The sequence below is a fragment of the Ruegeria sp. L11 genome, from assembly GCF_056531755.1.
Map to the genome: position 1 here is coordinate 269,557 of NZ_JBQFMI010000002.1, position 18,470 is coordinate 288,026.

Consider the following 18,470-nt stretch of genomic DNA (forward strand, 5'->3'; position numbering starts at 1 on the left):
CATGTCATCAGGCGCTTGGGCCAGGGTTCGGACAGAATACCACGAATGAATTTCCTTTCACTGACAGAGACGGGCAGCGCAATTCTGGCGCTGCTGATTGTTGCGAGCATGTTCGTCATGTTCCTGCGCGAGGTTTATCCGACCGAGGTCGTGGCCATCGGCGGTGTCTCACTGATGCTGGTCACAGGGATATTGCCCTATCAAAGCGCGCTGGCGGTCTTGTCCAATCCCGCGCCCTGGACGATTGGGGCGATGTTCATCATCATGGGGGCCTTGGTGCGGACCGGGGCCTTGGACGCCTTCACGTCGACCGCGCAAAGGCAGGCGCAGGTCAACCCGCGCATTGCCATCGGATTGCTGATGGGGTTTGTCGTTCTGGCCTCGGCTTTTGTGTCTAACACGCCCGTTGTTGTGGTCATGATCCCGGTCTTTGTTCAGATCGCCCGCACCCTGAACGTTCCCGCGTCAAAGCTGCTAATTCCGCTCAGCTATGCCGCCATTCTTGGCGGGACACTGACATTGATCGGAACGTCCACCAACCTGCTGGTGGATGGTGTGGCCCGCGCGCAGGGGATGAAAGCCTTTTCGATATTCGAGGTCACGCCGCTGGGGATTGCACTGGTGATCTACGGCATGGTCTATCTGCGCTTCATCGCCCCCAGATTACTGCCCGAGCGGGACAGCATGGCCTCGCTGCTCAGCGACCGGTCCAGAATGAAGTTTTTCACCGAAGCGGTCATTCCGCCCGACAGCAACCTGATCGGGCGTGAAGTGACCGGCGTTCAGTTGTTCAAACGTCCCGGCGTGCGTCTGATCGATGTGGTCCGGGGCGATGAATCGCTGCGGCGCAATCTGAAGGGCGTTGAATTGCAGGTCGGTGACCGCGTAGTTCTGCGCACCGAGATGACCGAACTTCTGAGCCTACAGAGCAACAAAGAGCTGAAGCGTGTGGATCAGGTTTCTGCTGTCGAGACCAAGACGGTCGAGGTGCTGATCACACCCGGATGCCGTTTGGTGGGTCGGACCCTTGGAATGATGCGACTTCGGCGTCGGTATGGTGTCTATGTGCTGGCCGTTCACCGTCGCAATCAGAATATCGGTCGCCAGTTGGATGATCTGGTGGTTCGGGTAGGGGATACATTACTGCTGGAGGGCGCCCCGGCAGATATCCAGCGCCTTGCGGCGGACATGGACATGGTGGATGTCAGCCAACCTTCTGCACGCGCCTTCCGTCGCAGCCATGCGCCAATTGCAATTGGCGCGCTGGTCGGGATCGTCGTCCTTGCAGCGCTGGGTGTCGCGCCGATCCTGCTGTTATCGATTGTGGCCGTAGCCGTGGTTCTTCTGACCCGCTGCATCGACGCGGACGAGGCGTTCTCCTTTGTCGAAGGTCGCCTGTTGGCGCTGATCTTCGCGATGCTCGCCATCGGTGCGTCACTGGACAGCTCTGGTGCGGTTTCACTGATTGTCGAGGCCGTGGCACCGGGATTAAGCGCTCTGCCGCCCTTCCTGATCATCTGGGCGATCTATCTGCTGACCTCGGTGCTGACCGAACTGGTTTCCAACAATGCGGTTGCGGTTGTGGTCACGCCTATAGCCATCGGGCTGGCCCAGGCCGTCGGAATGGACCCGCGCCCGTTGGTGGTTGCGGTTATGGTGGCGGCTTCGGCGTCCTTTGCAACACCGATCGGATACCAGACTAACATGATGGTCTACGGCCCTGGCGGTTACAGGTTCACCGATTTCATGAAGGTGGGTGTTCCGCTTAACCTGACGGTCGGATTGTTGGCATCCCTTCTTATTCCATTGATCTGGCCTTTGTGATTTCGGCGCAGAATCGCCACTTTGTCGAAGCGCATCTTGCAAAGATCCAAGGGCACACGATCTTTTGCGAAGAGGGTTTGCAAAAGGATTTGACCGATGCAGCATTTGGGTCGCGCAATATGGGCGGGTGCAGCAACTTGGGCAGCTTTAAGCGGTGTCGCTATTGCCGGTATTGTTGAAGGGACCGCCACATACCGAGAGCGCATTGCACTGCCACCGGACGCAACCCTTTATGTCGAGCTTCAGGATATCTCGCTGGCCGATGCTCCCGCTGTCACGCTTGCCGCGCAACGGTATGCGCTGAGCGGGGTGCCCGCGCAGTTCAAATTGACCTATGACGATGCACTGATCATGGATGCTCATCGCTATAGCGTTCGGGCATCTGTGATGCAGGGGCAAAACCTGCTGTTCACCACAGATACCGTTTACCCCGTTCTGACGAATGGGGCAGAAAATGCCGCTGATCTTCTGTTGGTTCAGGTCCAGGGGCAGGGGGCGGCAACGCTGGACAACACCCAATGGGCCGCCTCGGGCCTGAATGGTGCGCCTGTCGAATCCGAGAAACGCCCCGAGCTTGTTTTTGGTCAGGATGGGGTTTTTTCAGGAAGCAGCGGCTGCAACCGGTTCAGCGGTCAGGCCGAGATTTCCGGTAATCGCATTGCGTTTCCAGACAACATGGCTGCAACACTCATGGCGTGCCCGCCCCCGCTGGACGCGGTTGAGCGGCAATTCCTGCAAGCCTTGCAGAACGTCACGACATTCGCGATGCAGGGCAACGCTCTGGCTCTGCTGGATGCGCAGGGCCAACCGGTGATCAAACTGTTGCGCAAGTAACAGGGAAAGTGCGTCAGGCGACGGCCCTTGAACGCCCGGCATTGCGACCGGAAAAGATGCAGCCGCCCAGGAATGTGCCCTCCAGCGCGTTGTAGCCGTGATAGCCGCCACCGCCGAATCCGGCGACTTCGCCAGCAGCGAACAGGCCCGGTACGACATTGCCGTCTGATCCAATCATCTGACTGTCCAGATTGGTCTGCAACCCACCCAGAGATTTGCGTGTCAGAATATGCAGCTTGACGGCAATCAGCGGGCCGTTGGCCGGATCCAGAAACTTATGCGGTTTGGCTGTGCGGATCAGTTTATCTCCGCGGTAATTGCGCGCGGCAAGGATCGCCATCATCTGCGCATCTTTCGAAAAGGGGTTGTCGACCTGAGAATCCCGGGCTTCGATCTGGGCACGCATTTGAGCCTCGTCTATCGGAGTGTCGCCCAGATGGTTCATGCCGTTGACCAGTTCAGTCAGCGTTTTTGCAACAACAAAGTCCTCACCCTTTTCCTTGAACGCCTCAACCGGAGCAGTTGCGCTGGAACCTGACAGAATGCGTTGGCGGATAACCTCTTTCCAGCTGCCCGAAGTGAAGTCGGGGTTTTGTTCCGACCCGGACAGCGCAAATTCCTTTTTGATCACCTTCTGGGTCAGAACAAACCAGCTGTATTCATACCCGGTTTTCAGAATCTCACGCAGTGTCCCCAAAGTGTCGAACCCGGGCAGGCACGGCGGAGCAAGGCGGTTACCCCTGGCGTCAAACCACATTGAGCTTGGGCCGGGCAGGATACGAATACCGTGGGCGGGCCAGATCGGGTCCCAGTTGCGCACGCCTTCGGTGTAGTGCCACATCCGATCACCGTTGATGACATGGCCGCCCGCCTTTTCGCTGATTGCGATCATGCGGCCATCGACGTGAAAGGGTGCCCCTGCAACCATATCTTTGGGCGGCTCACCCAAACGGTCCCGTGGCCAGTTTTGACGCACCATGTCAAAATTGCCGCCAATACCGCCGGACGTGACAATGATTGATGGGGCATAAACTTCGAACTCGCCAACCTCATCGCGGTTGGTTTTGCTACCGCGCTGGGCGGTGTCATCGGCCAGAATTTCTCCGGACACACCTTTGGCGGTTCCGTTCTGCATGATGATATGGCTGACCTGGTGGCGGAACTTCATCTGGATCAATCCGGCGCTGACATGGTCGCGGACGCGTCGGATAAATTGTTCCAGAACGCCGGGGCCAGTGCCCCATGTGATATGAAAGCGCGGGACCGAGTTACCATGCCCAGTCGCATAAGACCCGCCACGTTCGGCCCAGCCAACGACCGGAAACCAGCGCAGGCCCATTTCGTGCAGCCATGGCCGCATTTCGCCAGCGGCAAACTCTATATAGGCTTCGGCCCATTTGCGGGGCCATGCGTCTTCGCCACGGTCAAATTGGGCGCTGCCCATCCAGTCGCGTAGCGCCAATTCGTGGCTGTCGCGTATACCCATGCGGCGCTGTTCGGGGGTGTCGACCATGAACAGGCCTCCAAGGCTCCAGAACGCCTGACCGCCCAAAAAGGTTTCGGGTTCCTGATCGACAATGATCACCTTCTTGCCCCGGTCGCCCAGTTCCGCCGCAGCGGCCAGCCCGGCCAACCCGGAACCGACGATAATCGCATCTGCAGTATTGTTTGTCATGAACACTCCTTTCAGCGGCGGCGGAACAATGCGGTGAACGGCAGATCCACGGCAGGCAATATGATGCCAAAGATGGCCGAAAGCAGTGCCAGCAAAACAAGGCGGCCGGCAATGGCAACCTGATGATCCGCAATCATCCCCTCGCAAAGTTGAGTCAGATCAGCCTAAGCGAGGCGGAATGGCGCAGGCAACCGCGCCGTTGGGTCACTCGTATCGCTGGACGAAACGGCGCAGGATTTCGCCGGGCTGCGTAACCTCTGCCGAATGGCAGTGGTCGATCAGTTTCTGCGCGTCCTCGGGCGGGAAGTAACCGTGGTTCCTGTAGATGTTGATGCGCTGTTCAAAGTCTTTGGCATCGGCTTCCGGATGGAACTGAGTGGCATAGACGTTCCGGCCCCAGCGGATCATCTGAAACGGGCAGGGGTCGGACGCAACAAGGTGAACGCAGCCCTCGGGCAGGGTTTGAACCGCTTCTTTGTGGCCAACAAACGCATCAAAGGTGGCGTCCAATTCTGCGGTCAATGGGTCTTGTTGTCCTTCGGGGGTCAGGCGGCACCTGGACGGTCCCACAGGCTCGCCATACCGGGCTTTGCTGACGTTGCCATCCAAATGTACCGCCAGAATACCAAGGCCATAGCAGCACCCCATGAAGGGATGATCCTGCGCGGTAATCTGCGGCATCAAACCCAGGATTGCGGCTTCGATCCGCGCATCCGTCGCGGATTTGGTTGCGGGGTCATCACTGACGCATCCCGGCCCACCGCCTACAATTACCCCCGCATAGTCCGCGACTTTCAGCCCTTCTGGCAGGTCTTCGCGATCCAGACGGATGCGATGCGTGCGTTCGGGCGACAACCCGCTGCGGTTCAGGATCGAAGCAAATTCTGCGTCGGAGGCATCCGTTTCCGGGCGCAGTTGCAGGATCAAAAAGCGTTTCATGATCAGCCTTTACCCGTCACAGCGGCCAAAAGACAAGGATGGCGGGGACGGAAACCGCGATGATCAGAGCCTCCAGCGGCAGGCCCATGCGCCAGTAGTCGCCAAAATGATAGCCGCCGGGGCCCAGAACCAGCGTGTTGTTCTTGTGACCGATAGGCGTCAGGAACGCAGCCGAAGCCGCAACGGCAACGGTCATCAGGAAAGGGTCGGGCGACACCCCGAGCGTTTGGGCCATCTGGATGCCCACCGGGGCCGCGACGATGGCGGTGGCGGTGTTGTTCAGTACATCCGACAAGGTCATCGTCACGACCATCAGTACCGTCAGGATCGCCCATGCAGGCAGACCGTCGGTCAGCTGAATCAGCGCATTGGCAATCAGCTCGGTGCCGCCGGATGTTTCCAAAGCGCTGCCCAGTGGGATCATCGAACCCAGCAGCACGACAACGGGCCATTCGATGTGGTTATAGATCTCCGTGATTGGCATGACCTTGGTCAGCACATAGGCAATGACGACAAGCCCCAATGCGACTGGAAGGTAAATCAACCCGACGCTGGCCGCAAAGACGGCAGCGGCAAACAGACCGATGGCCAACCAGGCCTTATCGTTTGCCGTCACGTTCAATCCGCGTTCGGCCAGTGGCAGACACCCCAGCCAATCGGTCACATCAGCGCTGCGATCACGAGGGCAAAGCAGCAGAAGGATGTCTCCCGGTTGAACCTCGGTCTTGCGAACCTGTTCGGTGATCTGACGACCCTGACGCGAGATGCCCATCAGGACGGTACTTTGGCGCCAGGCCAACCCGATACCCTGCGCAGTACGGCCGGTTATGCGCGCGCTTTCGGGAACGACCACTTCGATTACTTCCAGACCTTCGCCTTCAGCCGTCAGCAGCTCCTGCCGTCGCGTGTCCGAAAAATCCAGTTTCAGCGCAGAACGGAATTCGTCCAGTGCTTCGGGGCGCGCTTCAAGCACCAGCGCGTCGCCATCGTTCAATGTGGCATGGGTTGACCGGCCATATCGCCGTTTCCCATCCCGGATCAGGCCGATGATAGCCACGTCGGATTTTTCGGCCGTTTCATAAAGCTCGCTGACCCGTTTGCCGATATGGGCAGAGCCCGGCGGGATCGTCAGTTCGGCAATGTATTCGGCCAGTACCTCGGATGTTTCTTGTTGCACGCCGCGATTGGGGATCAATCGCCATCCGATCAGCGCGACAAATGCCAGACCGGCAATCGCTGCTATTCCACCAACAGGGGCGAAATCGAACATGTGAAACGGCTCGCCCAGCGTTTCCTGCCGGATCGAAGCGATGATGATATTCGGCGGGGTGCCGATCAGGGTGACCATGCCCCCCAGAATGGTAGCAAAGCTCAGCGGCATCAGGGACAGGCCGGGGGGGCGACCCGCTTTGCGCGCGGTCTGAATATCCACGGGCATCAGCAGGGCAAGCGCCGCGACATTGTTCATGAAGGCCGACAGAATCGCACTGATCCCGCCCATCAGGGCAATATGCGCGCCCAGCCCGCGTGACGCATCAACCAGAGTGCGGGTGATCAGAAAGACCGCACCCGACCTGACCAAACCGGCAGAGACCACAAGCACCAGCGCGACGATAATGGTCGCCGGGTGGCCAAAGCCCGCAAAGGCGCCACCCACCGGCACAACACCCAGCACGACGCCGATCATAAGCGCGGCAAAAGCCACAAGGTCGTATCGAAACCGACCCCAAAGCAGCATTCCGAAGACAGTGATGAAAAGGGCAAAAAGTATGATCTGATCTGTCGTCATGCCGTCACCATACAAGGCGGAGAGGTCGTCGCAAGCCGCTCTCTTGATCCTGCCCCCCGCAAACGTCTATATGAGCGCCGAACACGCAAACATGATGACGAGGACGCACTATGGCAGGCCACTCCAAATGGGCCAACATCCAGCACCGCAAGGGGCGTCAGGACGCCGCGCGGTCCAAACTGTTTTCCAAACTGTCGAAAGAGATCACCGTGGCCGCCAAGATGGGCGACCCCGATCCCGACAAGAACCCGCGCCTGCGTCTGGCGGTGAAAGAAGCCAAGTCGAACTCGGTCCCCAAGGACGTGATCGACCGTGCGATCAAGAAATCCCAAGCGGGTGAAGGCGACGATTACGAAGAAATCCGCTATGAGGGCTATGGGCCCAATGGTGTTGCGGTAATTGTCGAAACCATGACCGACAACCGCAACCGGACCGCATCGACCGTTCGTTCCACGTTCTCGAAGAACGGTGGCAATCTGGGCGAGACCGGCTCGGTTGGGTTCATGTTTGACCGCAAGGGTGAGGTCATTTACCCGGCAGATGCTGGTGATGCCGACACGATTTTTGAGGCCGCCATCGAGGCCGGAGCCGAAGACGTCGAAAGCTCGGAAGACGGTCACATCATCTGGTGCGCGGATACTGATCTGAACGATGTCTCCTCTGCATTGGAAACCGCGCTTGGAGAATCGGAATCCACCAAGTTGGTCTGGAAACCGACCACAACGACGGAACTGGGCCTTGAGGACATGCAAAAGTTGATGAAGCTGGTCGATGCGCTGGAAGACGATGACGATGTGCAGCGTGTCACGACCAACTTCGAAGCCACCGATGAGGTCATGGCGCAGCTTTAAGCTGACCCATACCAGCTCATTGAAACCCGGTCGCAACGGCCGGGTTTTTTGGTTTTTGATGGTTTTATTGAATTATTGGCTGAAACAGTCGATGCGCTTAGGCTGAAAGTGCGGGAAATACAGAAAACACGAAGACACAGTACGAATGACATCCGAAACTTCCGATCAGACCAAGCGCAACGTGCCCGTCCTGGCCGGGCAAAGTATCCTGTCTCAGGTCGCGTGGACGCTCGGCAGCCCGTCGGTTGTTTTGCCGTTTTTAGCCGTTTCCTTCGAGTTGCCGATGTTTGTGGCGGGGGCGCTGGTGTCGGTGCGGATGGTCGGTTGTTTAATTGCGGACTTCTTTTTAGCGCAACCCGTTGCGGCAAGAAGCAAGAAGAAACGTGCAATTGCGCTGACCGAAGCGGTCATTGGCGCCTGTCTGGTTCTGGCAATCGCTGCGGCCGCAACCGGGGCTGTCCCATTGATCGCGGCGGTTTTCCTGTCTGTATTTCTGGTGATCGGGCTTGTCAGCGAAGTGCAGACCCTGATGCTTACGGATCTGCTCGGGGACCACGTTCAGGCGCGTTCGCGCATGGTCATGCAATACCTGCAACTTGGTGCCGGGGGGCTATGTGCCATTGGCCTTGCGTTGCTGGTGCATCAGTTCACCAAGGATAATCCACCCTTTTCGCGCCATTCAGTCATGATTGGCGTTTCGGTTTTATTCTTCCTGCTGTCGGGTCTGTTCATGCTGGCGATGACGGAAACCGTGCGTGAGGGTGCACCGACGACGCCGCAGAAGTCCGAAAGGGGCATTTCGATTAAGGCGAATATCAAGGGTATTCTGGACATGTTCGAATACCAATGGTTCCGGCGGTATATGATCATGCGTCTGCCCTTGGTTGCTGTGTCGCTGTCTGTTCCGTTCTTCGCTCTCATCGCAGCCGAAGCGCATCACAGCTCGACACAGGGATTGACCGCGATGATCGTTTCTTCCGCTTCGGGATATCTTGTATCGGGTCCTCTGTGGCAAACCATCAACATGAAATCCCATCGTGCGGTCATGGTGGTCGGGACATTGATGGTCGCCGCAACAGGCAGTGTCCTTTTGGTGTTCCACTATTTGGGCATTGACCATCAGGTTCATTTGCATGCAATTGCGCTGTTCATTGTCACCGTTGCGGTGACCGGGATCAGCAGTGCGCGCAAGCTCTATTTTCTGGATGTGGCACCCAAAGAGCAGCGGGTGCGGGGATCGGCGGCGGTCAAGGCGTTCGCGCGTTTAACCGCGGTGTTGTTGTCTGCGGGCCTTGCCGCTGTCGCCCATATGCACGAGGTCGCGATGGCCGTCGCATTCATCGTCGTCGCCAGTCTGGTGTCCTGTATAAACTGCTACCGCATGATGCAACCAGAACGGAAAAAGGCGGAACAGCCCTCGAATTGAGTTTTTGGCGAGCGTCGCGAAAGCCTCAGAAGAAGGATGAAATCTCTTCCAGGGGTTTCTTGAGTTTTGCCACAGCAGGCACAGTCGCTCCTTCTGACGGGTGTCCCACCGCGATAATCATGGTTGGTTTTTCCGACGCGGGCCGGTCCAGCGCGTCGTTCAGAAACCGCATCGGGTTTGGGGTGTGGGTCAGGGTGCTGAGGCCCGCGTGATGCAGCGCGGCAATCAGAAAGCCGGTGGCAATGTTCACACTTTCCGGGACGTAGTAGTTCTTGTACCGCGTTCCATCCTCGAATTGCCCCCAGCGCTGGGCAAAAACCACGATCAGCCAGGGGGCGATTGTCAGATGTTCTTTGACCGCGTTGGTGCCGATGGGCTCCAGCGCCTTGATCCATTCATCCCCGGCGCCACCTGCGTAGAACCGGCGTTCTTCTTCTTCGGCTTCTTCCCGGATGCGGTGTTTCAGGGCAGGGTCCGAGATGGCTGCAAAATGCCAGGGTTGGTGATTGGCGCCTGACGGGGCGGTACCCGCAGTGCGCAGACTGGTTTCGATTACCTCACGGGCAACGGGGCGGGGGCTGAAATCCCGGATAGTATGACGCTGACGCATCTTTTCATAAAATGCCTGCGCCGCGCCCAGCATGTCTGTATCGCTGATGTCGCATCGGTCTGGCAGGGGAATAGGGTCATAGCCAAGAGCGTCACGTGAGAACATCGGTCCCTCCGAAAATGTCGTGTCTGTTTAGCTGCTTTGAGGCGGAAGCAAAATCCGTTCTGATGCACGTTTGACAGCCTGGGTCAGAGGTTTGAGTGCGGGCGCAAGAACACGCCCAACCTGCCAGCTCAGCGCGACATCCAGCGGTGCATCGGGCACGATGGGGCGCAACAGCCCTTGTTTCAGAACCTCCCGCACCAGAGCCGCGGGGTTCATGCCCCACCCAAGCCCGGCAATCGCCGCGTCCACAAATCCGTGTGAAGAAGGCAGGAAATGAGACGGGGGGGAAAGGCGTTTGCCAGTGTGCTGAACAATCCATGCCCTTTGCAGCCCGTCCTTTTGGTTGAAAACCAGGCAGGGTGCCTTGCCCAGTTCTGCCTCGGTCACTTTGTCCCGAAACCAGGTGTTGATGAATTCCGGGCTGGCCGTTGGCAGGTACCGCAACACGCCCAATGGGATCGCGTCGCACCCGGTCACTGTCTGGCCGCCAACGGTGACGGCGGCGCTTACCTCGCCCCGCCGCAGCCAGTCTGCGGAGTGATCCTGATCGTCGATCACCAGATCGAACAGCATGTCAGGCACCTGCGCCATCGCATCAACAAACCAGGTGGCCAGACTGTCTGCCGGTACGGCAATGCGGACGCGGGCGGACCTTGATTCCTGCTCCAGCGTAAGCTCTCGAACCAGCTGTGCCTCAAGCAGTCCGACATCTTCCGCGTAACGGGCGATGCGCAGCCCGGCGGGCGTTCCGGTGCAAGGGGTGCTCCGATGTATCAGGGTGGCTCCAATCCGATCCTCAAGCGCCCTGATCCGCTGGGATATCGCCGAGGGCGTCACCGCCAGCTCTGCCGCAGCCGCATCAAAGCTGCCATGACGCAGAATGGCAGACAAAGCGGACAGGTGAAGAGGATCCAGCAACATTAGTCAGGCTTAACTCGGGATAACATCTTTAATTTGATAGATCGCACCGACGATCTTAGTCAACGTCTTGCAATAGCAGGAGGTCCCATGCCCACGTCCATGATCGCCGGTTTCGCGCTGGGTTTCAGTCTGATCCTCGCCATCGGGGCACAGAACGCCTTTATTCTCCGACAGGGGTTGCGGCGTGAACATGTGTTTCTTCTGTGCCTGACCTGCTCAATGTCTGACGCGGTTTTGATTGTTGCAGGCGTCACAGGGTTCGGGACTCTGGCGCATTCAGCCCCCTGGTTTGAACCTGTACTGCGATTTGGCGGGGCCGCTTTTCTGACGTGGTATGGGCTGCGCAGTTTCGGGTCTGCCCTGCGGGGTGGCGCGGTAATGGAAACGGGCAACGGCCCGCGAACCAGCCTTAAAACCGCAATGCTTACCGTTCTCGCCTTCACCTGGCTGAACCCGCATGTCTATCTGGATACAGTGGTTCTGATCGGTTCCATCTCGGCACAGTATGATGACCGGGTCGGATTTGCCATCGGGGCGGTCACGTCCAGCTTTGCCTTCTTCTTTTCACTTGGATACGGCGCAGGTGTTCTGTCTCCGGTGTTTGCGCGCCCGCGCGCCTGGCAGGTGCTGGATGCAGTGATCGGTGTCGTAATGCTGGGTATCGCACTGAAACTTGTTGTCATGTGAAGGGTTGTTCCCGGCAGGGTTTCGGTGTTCAACCTAAGCCATGACATCGCTTGCCGTTTCGTCGCGCCCGCTTGCCGCTATGTTCTGGATGTTTGCCGCCGGGCTGTCCTTTGTTGTGATGACCGCATTGGTCAAATCTCTGGGCACGACGATGAATCCGGTCCAGGCCGCATTCCTGCGTTATGCGCTGGGATTGGTGTTTCTGTTACCGGCCTTGCGGTCGATCATGGCGACCCGGCTGACACCCCGCCTGCTGACGTTGTTCGGTTTGCGTGGTGTCGTACACGCGATAGCTGTCATGCTTTGGTTTTTCGCCATGACACAAATCCCCTTGGCCGAAGTCACTGCCATGAACTACATGACGCCGGTTTATGTCACCTTGGGCGCAGCTCTGTTTCTGGGCGAGAAGCTGGCTTTTCGCAGGGTTGCCGCCATTCTGGTCGCCTTGGTGGGCGTGCTGGTTATCCTGCGCCCCGGGTTTCGCGAGGTCTCACAAGGTCACCTTGCCATGCTCGGAACGGCCCTGATGCTAAGCGGGTCCTATTTGCTGGCCAAGCTTCTTGTCCGCGATGTTCCACCTTCGGTTGTTGTGGCGCATCTGTCCATCTGGGTAACCATCGCCTTGATCCCCTTTGCGGTTGCCGTCTGGACCCGGCCCAGTATGCAAGAACTCGAGGTTCTGTTTCTGGTGGCCAGCTTTGCGACCGCAGGTCATTACTTCATGACATTGGCGTTGCAGGCCGCGCCTGTGGCCGTCACACAACCCGTTACATTCCTGCAGTTGATCTGGGCCACGCTTGTGGGTGCAGCGATCTTCCACGAAAGTGTCGACCTATGGGTCGTGGCTGGCGGAACCCTGATACTGGGCGCTGTAAGCTTCATCTCATGGCGCGAGTTCATGTTGAACCGTCGGGACTTGACGCCTCCCAGTATTGCGCCGAAGCTGTGAAGTGACATCTCTGCGCTTACATTGATTGACGAGTCAATAAAAACATCCTAGCTTGGTCGCATGACACCTGTATGGGGAAAGCGATGCCAAAAGTTGGAATGGAGCCGATCCGCAAGGACGCGATTGTTCGAGCGACGATTGCTGAACTGGGTGTCAAGAAATCCCTGGATGTAACTGTCAGCCAGATTGCCAAACGCGCGGGCATGTCCAGCGCATTGGCCCACCATTATTTTGGCGGAAAGGATCAGATATTTCTGGCCGCAATGCGTCAGATCCTCGCCGACTTCAGCGACGAAGCCAGGGCCCAGTTGAAAGCGGCCAAACCGGGCAACCGGGCAGAGGCGATTATCCACGCCTGTTTTGCCCCGTCGTGTTTCACACCTGACGTGACTGCCGCCTGGATGACGTTTTATGTGTTGGCGCAAACCAACAGTGACGCGCTGCGATTGTGGCAGATCTATCAGGCGCGCATCAGATCGAATCTGGTTTATGCCCTGCGTCCAAGGATGCTGGATCCGGTTGAGGCTGCCGAGAACATGATTGCCCTGATTGACGGGCTCTATATTCGCGCAGCGCTCAGCGCCCCGGAAGAACCGCAATTGGCCGTGAACCACGCTATGCGCGTGCTCGATACTCTGCTCGAGGCTGAAAAATGACAAAACCGAACATTCTGATCCTGATGGTGGATCAGCTGAACGGAACCCTCTTTCCCGACGGTCCCGCTGACTGGCTTCATGCTCCGAACCTGAAGAAACTGGCCGAACGGTCGACCCGCTTTGCCAACGCTTATACTGCGTCGCCGCTTTGCGCGCCGGGGCGGGCCAGCTTCATGTCCGGTCAATTACCCTCACGCACCGGCGTCTACGACAACGCGGCTGAGTTCCGCAGCGATATCCCAACTTACGCACACCATTTGCGCAGGGCCGGCTATTACACCTGTCTGTCAGGCAAAATGCACTTTGTCGGCCCGGACCAGATGCACGGGTTTGAGGATCGCCTGACAACTGATATCTACCCGGCCGATTTTGGCTGGACACCGGATTACCGCAAACCGGGCGAGCGGATCGACTGGTGGTATCACAACATGGGATCGGTGACCGGCGCGGGTGTTGCCGAGATTTCCAACCAGATGGAGTATGATGACGAGGTCGCCTATAACGCCAAGGCCAAACTGTATGACCTTGCGCGCGGCAAGGATGACCGCCCATGGTGCGTGACGGTCAGCTTCACCCATCCGCATGATCCCTATGTCGCCCGTCGCAAATACTGGGACCTTTACGAGGATTGCGCGCATCTGCTGCCCGAAATCGCTGATATCGGCTATGACAACCAGGATCCTCACGCCAAGCGGATCTTCGATGCCAACGACTGGCGTAGCTTCGACATCACCCAAGAAGATATCCGAAAGTCGCGCCGCGCCTATTTCGCCAATATTTCCTATCTGGACGACAAGATCGGTGAAATCCTCGAAGTGCTCGAAACGACACGGCAAGAGGCGATCATCCTGTTCGTCTCGGATCACGGTGACATGCTGGGCGAACGTGGCCTTTGGTTCAAAATGAACTTCTACGAAGGCTCGGCGCGCGTTCCTTTGATGATTTCATCCCCGGACTTGCCTGCCGGGCGGATCGATACGCCAGTTTCCACCATCGATGTCACACCCACACTCGGGGCTCTGGCAGGTGTTGACATGGCCGAGATCGCCCCATGGACGGACGGTGAAAACCTGGTGCCGCTGGCGCAAGGCGGGGAACGAACCGCACCTGTGGCCATGGAATACGCGGCCGAGGCATCGTATGCGCCGCTGGTGTCGCTGCGCTATGGCAAGTGGAAATACAATCGATGCGCGCTGGACCCGGATCAATTGTTTGATCTCGAGGCAGACCCGCATGAACTGACCAATCTGGCAGACAGCCCCGAACATGCGGGCACGCTGCAAACCCTGCGCGCAAAGTCCGAGACCCGCTGGGATTTGGAGCGCTTCGACGCGGATGTCCGTGCCAGTCAGGCGCGACGCTGGGTCGTGTACGAGGCACTGCGGCAAGGCGGATATTACCCATGGGATTATCAGCCGCTGCAAAAGGCGTCCGAACGCTACATGCGCAATCATATGGATCTGAACATCGTCGAGGAAAACGCCCGGTTCCCACGCGGCGAGTAACCTCTTCATCTTTTTAAAAATACTCCCGCCGGAGGCGTCATACCCGGCGGGCGAGGAGTTGTGAATATGGAAGCAGATTTTGTCATCGTTGGCGCAGGGTCCGCAGGCTGCGCAATGGCATATCGTCTGAGCGAAGGTGGGGCCTCGGTCCTTGTGATCGAGCACGGTGGCACCGACATGGGGCCGTTTATCCAGATGCCTGCCGCGCTCAGCTATCCGATGAACATGTCGCGCTATGACTGGGGATATCAGTCCGAGCCCGAACCGCATCTGAACAACCGCCGTCTGGCCTGCCCGCGCGGCAAGGTGATCGGCGGGTCGTCGTCGATCAACGGCATGGTCTATGTGCGCGGTCACGCACGCGATTTCGACACCTGGGCCGAGATGGGGGCTGACGGTTGGTCCTATGCGGATGTGCTGCCCTATTACAAACGCATGGAGACATGGCATGACGGCGGCCATGGGGGCGATCCGGCCTGGCGCGGCACTGACGGCCCATTGCACGTGTCGCGCGGTCCACGCGCAAACCCACTGTTTCAGGCCTTTGTCGATGCAGGCCAGCAAGCGGGATACGAGGTCACCGGCGACTATAACGGAGAAAAGCAGGAAGGCTTTGGCCCGATGGAGCAGACCGTCTGGAAAGGGCGGCGCTGGTCGGCGGCAAATGCCTATCTGAAGCCCGCGCTCAAACGCGACAATTGTGATATCGTGCGGGGTCTTGCGTCTCGGGTTGTTATGGAAAGCGGTCGCGCCACTGGTGTGGAATTGATCCGTGGCGGCAAGAAAGAGATCATCAAGGCCCGGCGCGAGGTCGTTCTGGCTGCGTCCTCGATCAACTCGCCCAAACTGCTTATGCTGTCTGGTATCGGCCCGGGCGCACATCTGGCGGAACATGGGATCAACGTCGTTGCGGATCGTCCGGGGGTGGGTGCGAACCTTCAGGATCATCTGGAGCTGTATATTCAACAGGCTTCGCTACAGCCGATTACGCTCTACAAGCACTGGAACCTGTTCAGCAAGGGTCTGATCGGGGCGCAATGGCTGTTTACCAAGACAGGTTTGGGCGCATCGAACCAGTTTGAAAGCGCGGCATTCATCCGGTCTAAGCCGGGTGTGGAGTATCCTGACATTCAGTACCACTTCCTGCCGATCGCAGTTCGCTATGACGGACAGGCGGCGGCAGAGGGGCACGGGTTCCAGGCGCATGTCGGCCCGATGCGGTCCCCGTCACGCGGGGCGGTCACATTGCGATCTGCGCAAGCCGCAGACGCGCCGGTGATCAAGTTCAACTACATGAGCCATGAAGAGGATTGGGAAGACTTCCGCACCTGTATCCGGCTGACCCGCGAAATCTTTGGACAAAACGCTTTCAAACCCTATGCGGGCAAGGAAATTCAGCCGGGTGCCGCTGTGCAAACCGATGAAGAGCTGAACGCCTTTATCGCGGAACATGCTGAAAGCGCCTATCACCCCTGTGGCACCTGCCGGATGGGGCGTGCGGATGACAAAGGTGCGGTGGTCGATCCCGAGGGTCGCGTCATCGGCGTGGACGGGCTGCGCGTCGCGGACAGTTCGATTTTCCCGCAGATCACCAACGGCAATCTCAACGCGCCCTCGATCATGGTGGGCGAGAAAGTATCGGATTCTCTGCTGGGCAAAGACCCGTTACCCAAGGCCAATGATCGCCCGTGGATCCACCCCGGCTGGGCAACCGCGCAGCGATAATGATACTTAACTGCTCCCGGTTGAATACGCTATTCAGCGCTTGCCGGGGGCATGTTAGGAAAAGGTTCAGCGTTCTTGTCCAGATAAGGTTGAGCCACGTTTCAGCACAACTTGCCCTCTGCACGGCAGGATGCGCGTGGCGCTTTATTGAAATTCGCGGGATTATTGCGGGTAGTTGATCCCGGTCAAAGCGATAACCCGGTCACGCTTCTATCACTGGTTTGCAACGATAAATGAAGGAGCGAACAGAGATGTCTCACACCCCGCATGAACTGGCCGAAGAGTTTCCGGACAAAGTTGAACTGATGAGCCAGCTCAAGCAGTCGGATGCGCATTTCGCCCGGCTGGCCGATGAATATCATGAGGTCAACCGCGAAGTGCACCGCGCCGAGACCAATGTCGAACCCATGGAGGAACTGGCCGAGGTTGACCTGCGCAAAAAACGCGCGGCGCTGAAGGATGAGATCTGGGCGATCCTGTCCAAGACTTAAATTCATTGGCGGGGGCTATGCCCCCGTCGTGCCCAGAGACGTGACGCTGATAGGGCTTAGTCGCCAGACTAAGATCAGGTCACTTCATAGGGCAGGGTGCCGCGAATATGGGTGTCGATGCTTAGACGGCGTTCCAGCGGCGGAACCGAACGCTGGTGACAGGTTTGCCGCTCGCAGATGCGGCAGGAAATTCCAATGGGCTCGTAAGCGCTGGCATTGTTGATGTCGAGGTTATCAGCATAAACAAGCGCCGGGGCATGGCGGACCTCGCACCCCAACGCAATGGCGTACCGTCTGACGGGCGCACCAAACGAACCCCCCGATTTTGAGACATCCCGCGCCAGCGAGATATAGCGAACGCCATCTGGTGTTTCCGCCAGCTGTCGCAGGAAATGCCCGGGCGTTTCAAAGGCCCGATGCACGTTCCAAAGCGGGCAAGCGCCACCAAAGCGTGCAAATTGCAGGCGTGTGGCCGAGTGCCGCTTGGTGATCGTCCCCGCCTGATCAACCCGGACGAAGAAGAACGGGATACCCTTGGCGCCGGGACGCTGTAGTGTCGACAGCCGATGTGCAACCTGCTCGACCGACGCCCCGAACCGGTTGCTGAGCAGCTCCAGATCGTGACGCTCTTCCTGAGCAGCAGTCAAAAACGCGGTATAAGGCATCAGAGAGGCACCAGCGAAATAGTTGGCAAGACCGATCTTGGCGATGGCGCGGGCTTCGTCACTTTGGAACTTGGCGAAGTCCAGCGTTGCCTCCAGCAGCTGGTCCTGACTGATCAGCGCAACCTGTAACAGAAGCTGGAACACCTGCGTCTGCGGCGCTGCACGGGAGGACAGGCGCAGAATTTTGCTGTCGACATCATAAGCGCGCAAGGGGCCCATATCTGAAAAAACCACCTGAATTCCGCGTTCTGAAAGGCTGCTCAGGGCGGCTTGCCGGATACCGCCGGGGCCGTCGGCGCGGTTGGCAAACAGTTCCGCTGCCCTGTCCACGGCGTCGATGTAGTTGTCGCAATAGTGGAAGAAATCACGCACTTCTTCCCACGGGCTGGCCTGAATACGTGCATCTTCACGCCCCAAAGCCTCGTCCAGCGAGGCAAGGCGTTCATGTGTCTGCCGGTAGGTTTTGTGCAATTCGATAAACGCGCGCGCCAGGGTCGGGGCGTTGGAAGCTGTCAGGCGCAGATCGGCCAGAGGGGGCTGTATGTCGGCAAAAACAGGATCGGCCAGCGCCTCGCGCATGTCTGAAACAAGACGTTCGCTGTCGCCGGTGCTGAGTTCGGTAACATCCATTCCGAATTCCTGCGCCAGAGCCAGCACAACCGTGGTCGAGATCGGCCGGTTGTTGTTCTCCATCTGGTTCAGATAAGGCAGTGAAACGCCCAGTTTGGCGGCAAATTCGCGCTGCGTCAGGGTCAGGCGAGTCCGCATTTCGCGCAGTTTCGCGCCCGCATAGAGCTTTTGGGTGGCCATAGGGTGCC

General features: G+C 58.3%; 17 protein-coding genes. 10 read left to right on the forward strand and 7 right to left on the reverse strand.

The annotated features are described in order from the left end of the window. Positions 1-45 precede the first annotated feature (45 nt). Both ACR0CE_RS06265 and ACR0CE_RS06270 read left to right on the forward strand, forming a co-directional pair. On the forward strand, positions 46-1,824 hold the full coding sequence (locus ACR0CE_RS06265) for an SLC13 family permease (protein WP_480481988.1): 1,779 nt from the start codon (positions 46-48) through the stop codon (positions 1,822-1,824). 96 nt (positions 1,825-1,920) lie between these two features. Beyond that, complete coding sequence (locus ACR0CE_RS06270) at positions 1,921-2,658, forward strand: YbaY family lipoprotein (protein WP_480831488.1); 738 nt, start codon at positions 1,921-1,923, stop codon at positions 2,656-2,658. A 13-nt stretch (positions 2,659-2,671) separates the two neighbouring features. Here ACR0CE_RS06270 and ACR0CE_RS06275 read toward each other — a convergent pair whose 3' ends face one another. From ACR0CE_RS06275 to ACR0CE_RS06290, 4 genes are all read right to left on the reverse strand, one after another. After that, positions 2,672-4,333 (reverse strand): FAD-binding dehydrogenase, encoded by a 1,662-nt coding sequence (locus ACR0CE_RS06275; RefSeq protein WP_480831489.1) that lies wholly within the window; start codon positions 4,331-4,333, stop codon positions 2,672-2,674. A gap of 11 nt (positions 4,334-4,344) precedes the next feature. Beyond that, positions 4,345-4,470 (reverse strand): hypothetical protein, encoded by a 126-nt coding sequence (locus tag ACR0CE_RS06280; protein WP_480557642.1) that lies wholly within the window; start codon positions 4,468-4,470, stop codon positions 4,345-4,347. A 67-nt stretch (positions 4,471-4,537) separates the two neighbouring features. After that, positions 4,538-5,272: a glutamine amidotransferase gene (locus ACR0CE_RS06285; protein ID WP_480557641.1), complete on the reverse strand. Its 735-nt coding sequence runs from the start codon at positions 5,270-5,272 to the stop codon at positions 4,538-4,540. 16 nt (positions 5,273-5,288) lie between these two features. Next, entirely contained in the window at positions 5,289-7,061 is a 1,773-nt protein-coding gene (locus ACR0CE_RS06290) for an SLC13 family permease (protein ID WP_480773158.1), read from the reverse strand. A gap of 110 nt (positions 7,062-7,171) precedes the next feature. Here ACR0CE_RS06290 and ACR0CE_RS06295 point away from each other — a divergent pair, with 110 nt between their 5' ends. Together ACR0CE_RS06295 and ACR0CE_RS06300 are read left to right on the forward strand one after the other, a co-directional pair. Next, complete coding sequence (locus ACR0CE_RS06295; RefSeq protein WP_480481976.1) at positions 7,172-7,912, forward strand: YebC/PmpR family DNA-binding transcriptional regulator; 741 nt, start codon at positions 7,172-7,174, stop codon at positions 7,910-7,912. A gap of 145 nt (positions 7,913-8,057) precedes the next feature. After that, complete coding sequence (locus tag ACR0CE_RS06300) at positions 8,058-9,338, forward strand: MFS transporter (protein ID WP_480537391.1); 1,281 nt, start codon at positions 8,058-8,060, stop codon at positions 9,336-9,338. A 25-nt stretch (positions 9,339-9,363) separates the two neighbouring features. Here the strand turns inward: ACR0CE_RS06300 and ACR0CE_RS06305 are convergent, their stop codons facing one another. Next, a complete protein-coding gene (locus tag ACR0CE_RS06305) occupies positions 9,364-10,053 on the reverse strand; it encodes a nitroreductase family protein (protein ID WP_480486373.1) in 690 nt (229 codons plus the stop codon). A 27-nt stretch (positions 10,054-10,080) separates the two neighbouring features. After that, positions 10,081-10,974: a LysR family transcriptional regulator ArgP gene (locus tag ACR0CE_RS06310; RefSeq protein ID WP_480481970.1), complete on the reverse strand. Its 894-nt coding sequence runs from the start codon at positions 10,972-10,974 to the stop codon at positions 10,081-10,083. A gap of 87 nt (positions 10,975-11,061) precedes the next feature. Here ACR0CE_RS06310 and ACR0CE_RS06315 point away from each other — a divergent pair, with 87 nt between their 5' ends. From ACR0CE_RS06315 to ACR0CE_RS06340, 6 genes are all read left to right on the forward strand, one after another. Next, entirely contained in the window at positions 11,062-11,661 is a 600-nt protein-coding gene (locus tag ACR0CE_RS06315; protein ID WP_480475813.1) for a LysE/ArgO family amino acid transporter, read from the forward strand. Between the two features lie 40 nt (positions 11,662-11,701). After that, positions 11,702-12,610, forward strand: a complete 909-nt coding sequence (locus ACR0CE_RS06320; RefSeq protein ID WP_480831492.1) for a DMT family transporter — start codon at positions 11,702-11,704, stop codon at positions 12,608-12,610. Between the two features lie 83 nt (positions 12,611-12,693). Next, on the forward strand, positions 12,694-13,266 hold the full coding sequence (gene betI, locus ACR0CE_RS06325; protein ID WP_480831494.1) for a choline-binding transcriptional repressor BetI: 573 nt from the start codon (positions 12,694-12,696) through the stop codon (positions 13,264-13,266). Then, positions 13,263-14,771: a choline-sulfatase gene (betC, locus tag ACR0CE_RS06330; RefSeq protein WP_480486369.1), complete on the forward strand. Its 1,509-nt coding sequence runs from the start codon at positions 13,263-13,265 to the stop codon at positions 14,769-14,771. Before betI ends, betC begins: the two co-directional genes overlap by 4 nt. Positions 14,772-14,837: 66 nt before the next feature. Beyond that, entirely contained in the window at positions 14,838-16,496 is a 1,659-nt protein-coding gene (gene betA, locus ACR0CE_RS06335; RefSeq protein ID WP_480481964.1) for a choline dehydrogenase, read from the forward strand. 251 nt (positions 16,497-16,747) lie between these two features. Next, positions 16,748-16,987 (forward strand): HP1242/YdcH family protein, encoded by a 240-nt coding sequence (locus ACR0CE_RS06340; protein ID WP_480481962.1) that lies wholly within the window; start codon positions 16,748-16,750, stop codon positions 16,985-16,987. A 74-nt stretch (positions 16,988-17,061) separates the two neighbouring features. Here the strand turns inward: ACR0CE_RS06340 and ACR0CE_RS06345 are convergent, their stop codons facing one another. Then, positions 17,062-18,462, reverse strand: a complete 1,401-nt coding sequence (locus ACR0CE_RS06345) for a helix-turn-helix domain-containing protein (protein ID WP_480831496.1) — start codon at positions 18,460-18,462, stop codon at positions 17,062-17,064. Positions 18,463-18,470 lie beyond the last annotated feature (8 nt).

Bases quoted from the DNA above. Each gene is read 5' to 3' on its own strand.
- ACR0CE_RS06265 (WP_480481988.1), top strand. From the start codon at position 46: ATGAATTTCCTTTCACTGACAGAGACGGGCAGCGCAATTCTGGCGCTG.
- ACR0CE_RS06270 (WP_480831488.1), top strand. From the start codon at position 1,921: ATGCAGCATTTGGGTCGCGCAATATGGGCGGGTGCAGCAACTTGGGCA.
- ACR0CE_RS06275 (WP_480831489.1), bottom strand. From the start codon at position 4,333: ATGACAAACAATACTGCAGATGCGATTATCGTCGGTTCCGGGTTGGCC.
- ACR0CE_RS06280 (WP_480557642.1), bottom strand. From the start codon at position 4,470: ATGATTGCGGATCATCAGGTTGCCATTGCCGGCCGCCTTGTTTTGCTG.
- ACR0CE_RS06285 (WP_480557641.1), bottom strand. From the start codon at position 5,272: ATGAAACGCTTTTTGATCCTGCAACTGCGCCCGGAAACGGATGCCTCC.
- ACR0CE_RS06290 (WP_480773158.1), bottom strand. From the start codon at position 7,061: ATGACGACAGATCAGATCATACTTTTTGCCCTTTTCATCACTGTCTTC.
- ACR0CE_RS06295 (WP_480481976.1), top strand. From the start codon at position 7,172: ATGGCAGGCCACTCCAAATGGGCCAACATCCAGCACCGCAAGGGGCGT.
- ACR0CE_RS06300 (WP_480537391.1), top strand. From the start codon at position 8,058: ATGACATCCGAAACTTCCGATCAGACCAAGCGCAACGTGCCCGTCCTG.
- ACR0CE_RS06305 (WP_480486373.1), bottom strand. From the start codon at position 10,053: ATGTTCTCACGTGACGCTCTTGGCTATGACCCTATTCCCCTGCCAGAC.
- ACR0CE_RS06310 (WP_480481970.1), bottom strand. From the start codon at position 10,974: ATGTTGCTGGATCCTCTTCACCTGTCCGCTTTGTCTGCCATTCTGCGT.
- ACR0CE_RS06315 (WP_480475813.1), top strand. From the start codon at position 11,062: ATGCCCACGTCCATGATCGCCGGTTTCGCGCTGGGTTTCAGTCTGATC.
- ACR0CE_RS06320 (WP_480831492.1), top strand. From the start codon at position 11,702: ATGACATCGCTTGCCGTTTCGTCGCGCCCGCTTGCCGCTATGTTCTGG.
- betI (WP_480831494.1), top strand. From the start codon at position 12,694: ATGCCAAAAGTTGGAATGGAGCCGATCCGCAAGGACGCGATTGTTCGA.
- betC (WP_480486369.1), top strand. From the start codon at position 13,263: ATGACAAAACCGAACATTCTGATCCTGATGGTGGATCAGCTGAACGGA.
- betA (WP_480481964.1), top strand. From the start codon at position 14,838: ATGGAAGCAGATTTTGTCATCGTTGGCGCAGGGTCCGCAGGCTGCGCA.
- ACR0CE_RS06340 (WP_480481962.1), top strand. From the start codon at position 16,748: ATGTCTCACACCCCGCATGAACTGGCCGAAGAGTTTCCGGACAAAGTT.
- ACR0CE_RS06345 (WP_480831496.1), bottom strand. From the start codon at position 18,462: ATGGCCACCCAAAAGCTCTATGCGGGCGCGAAACTGCGCGAAATGCGG.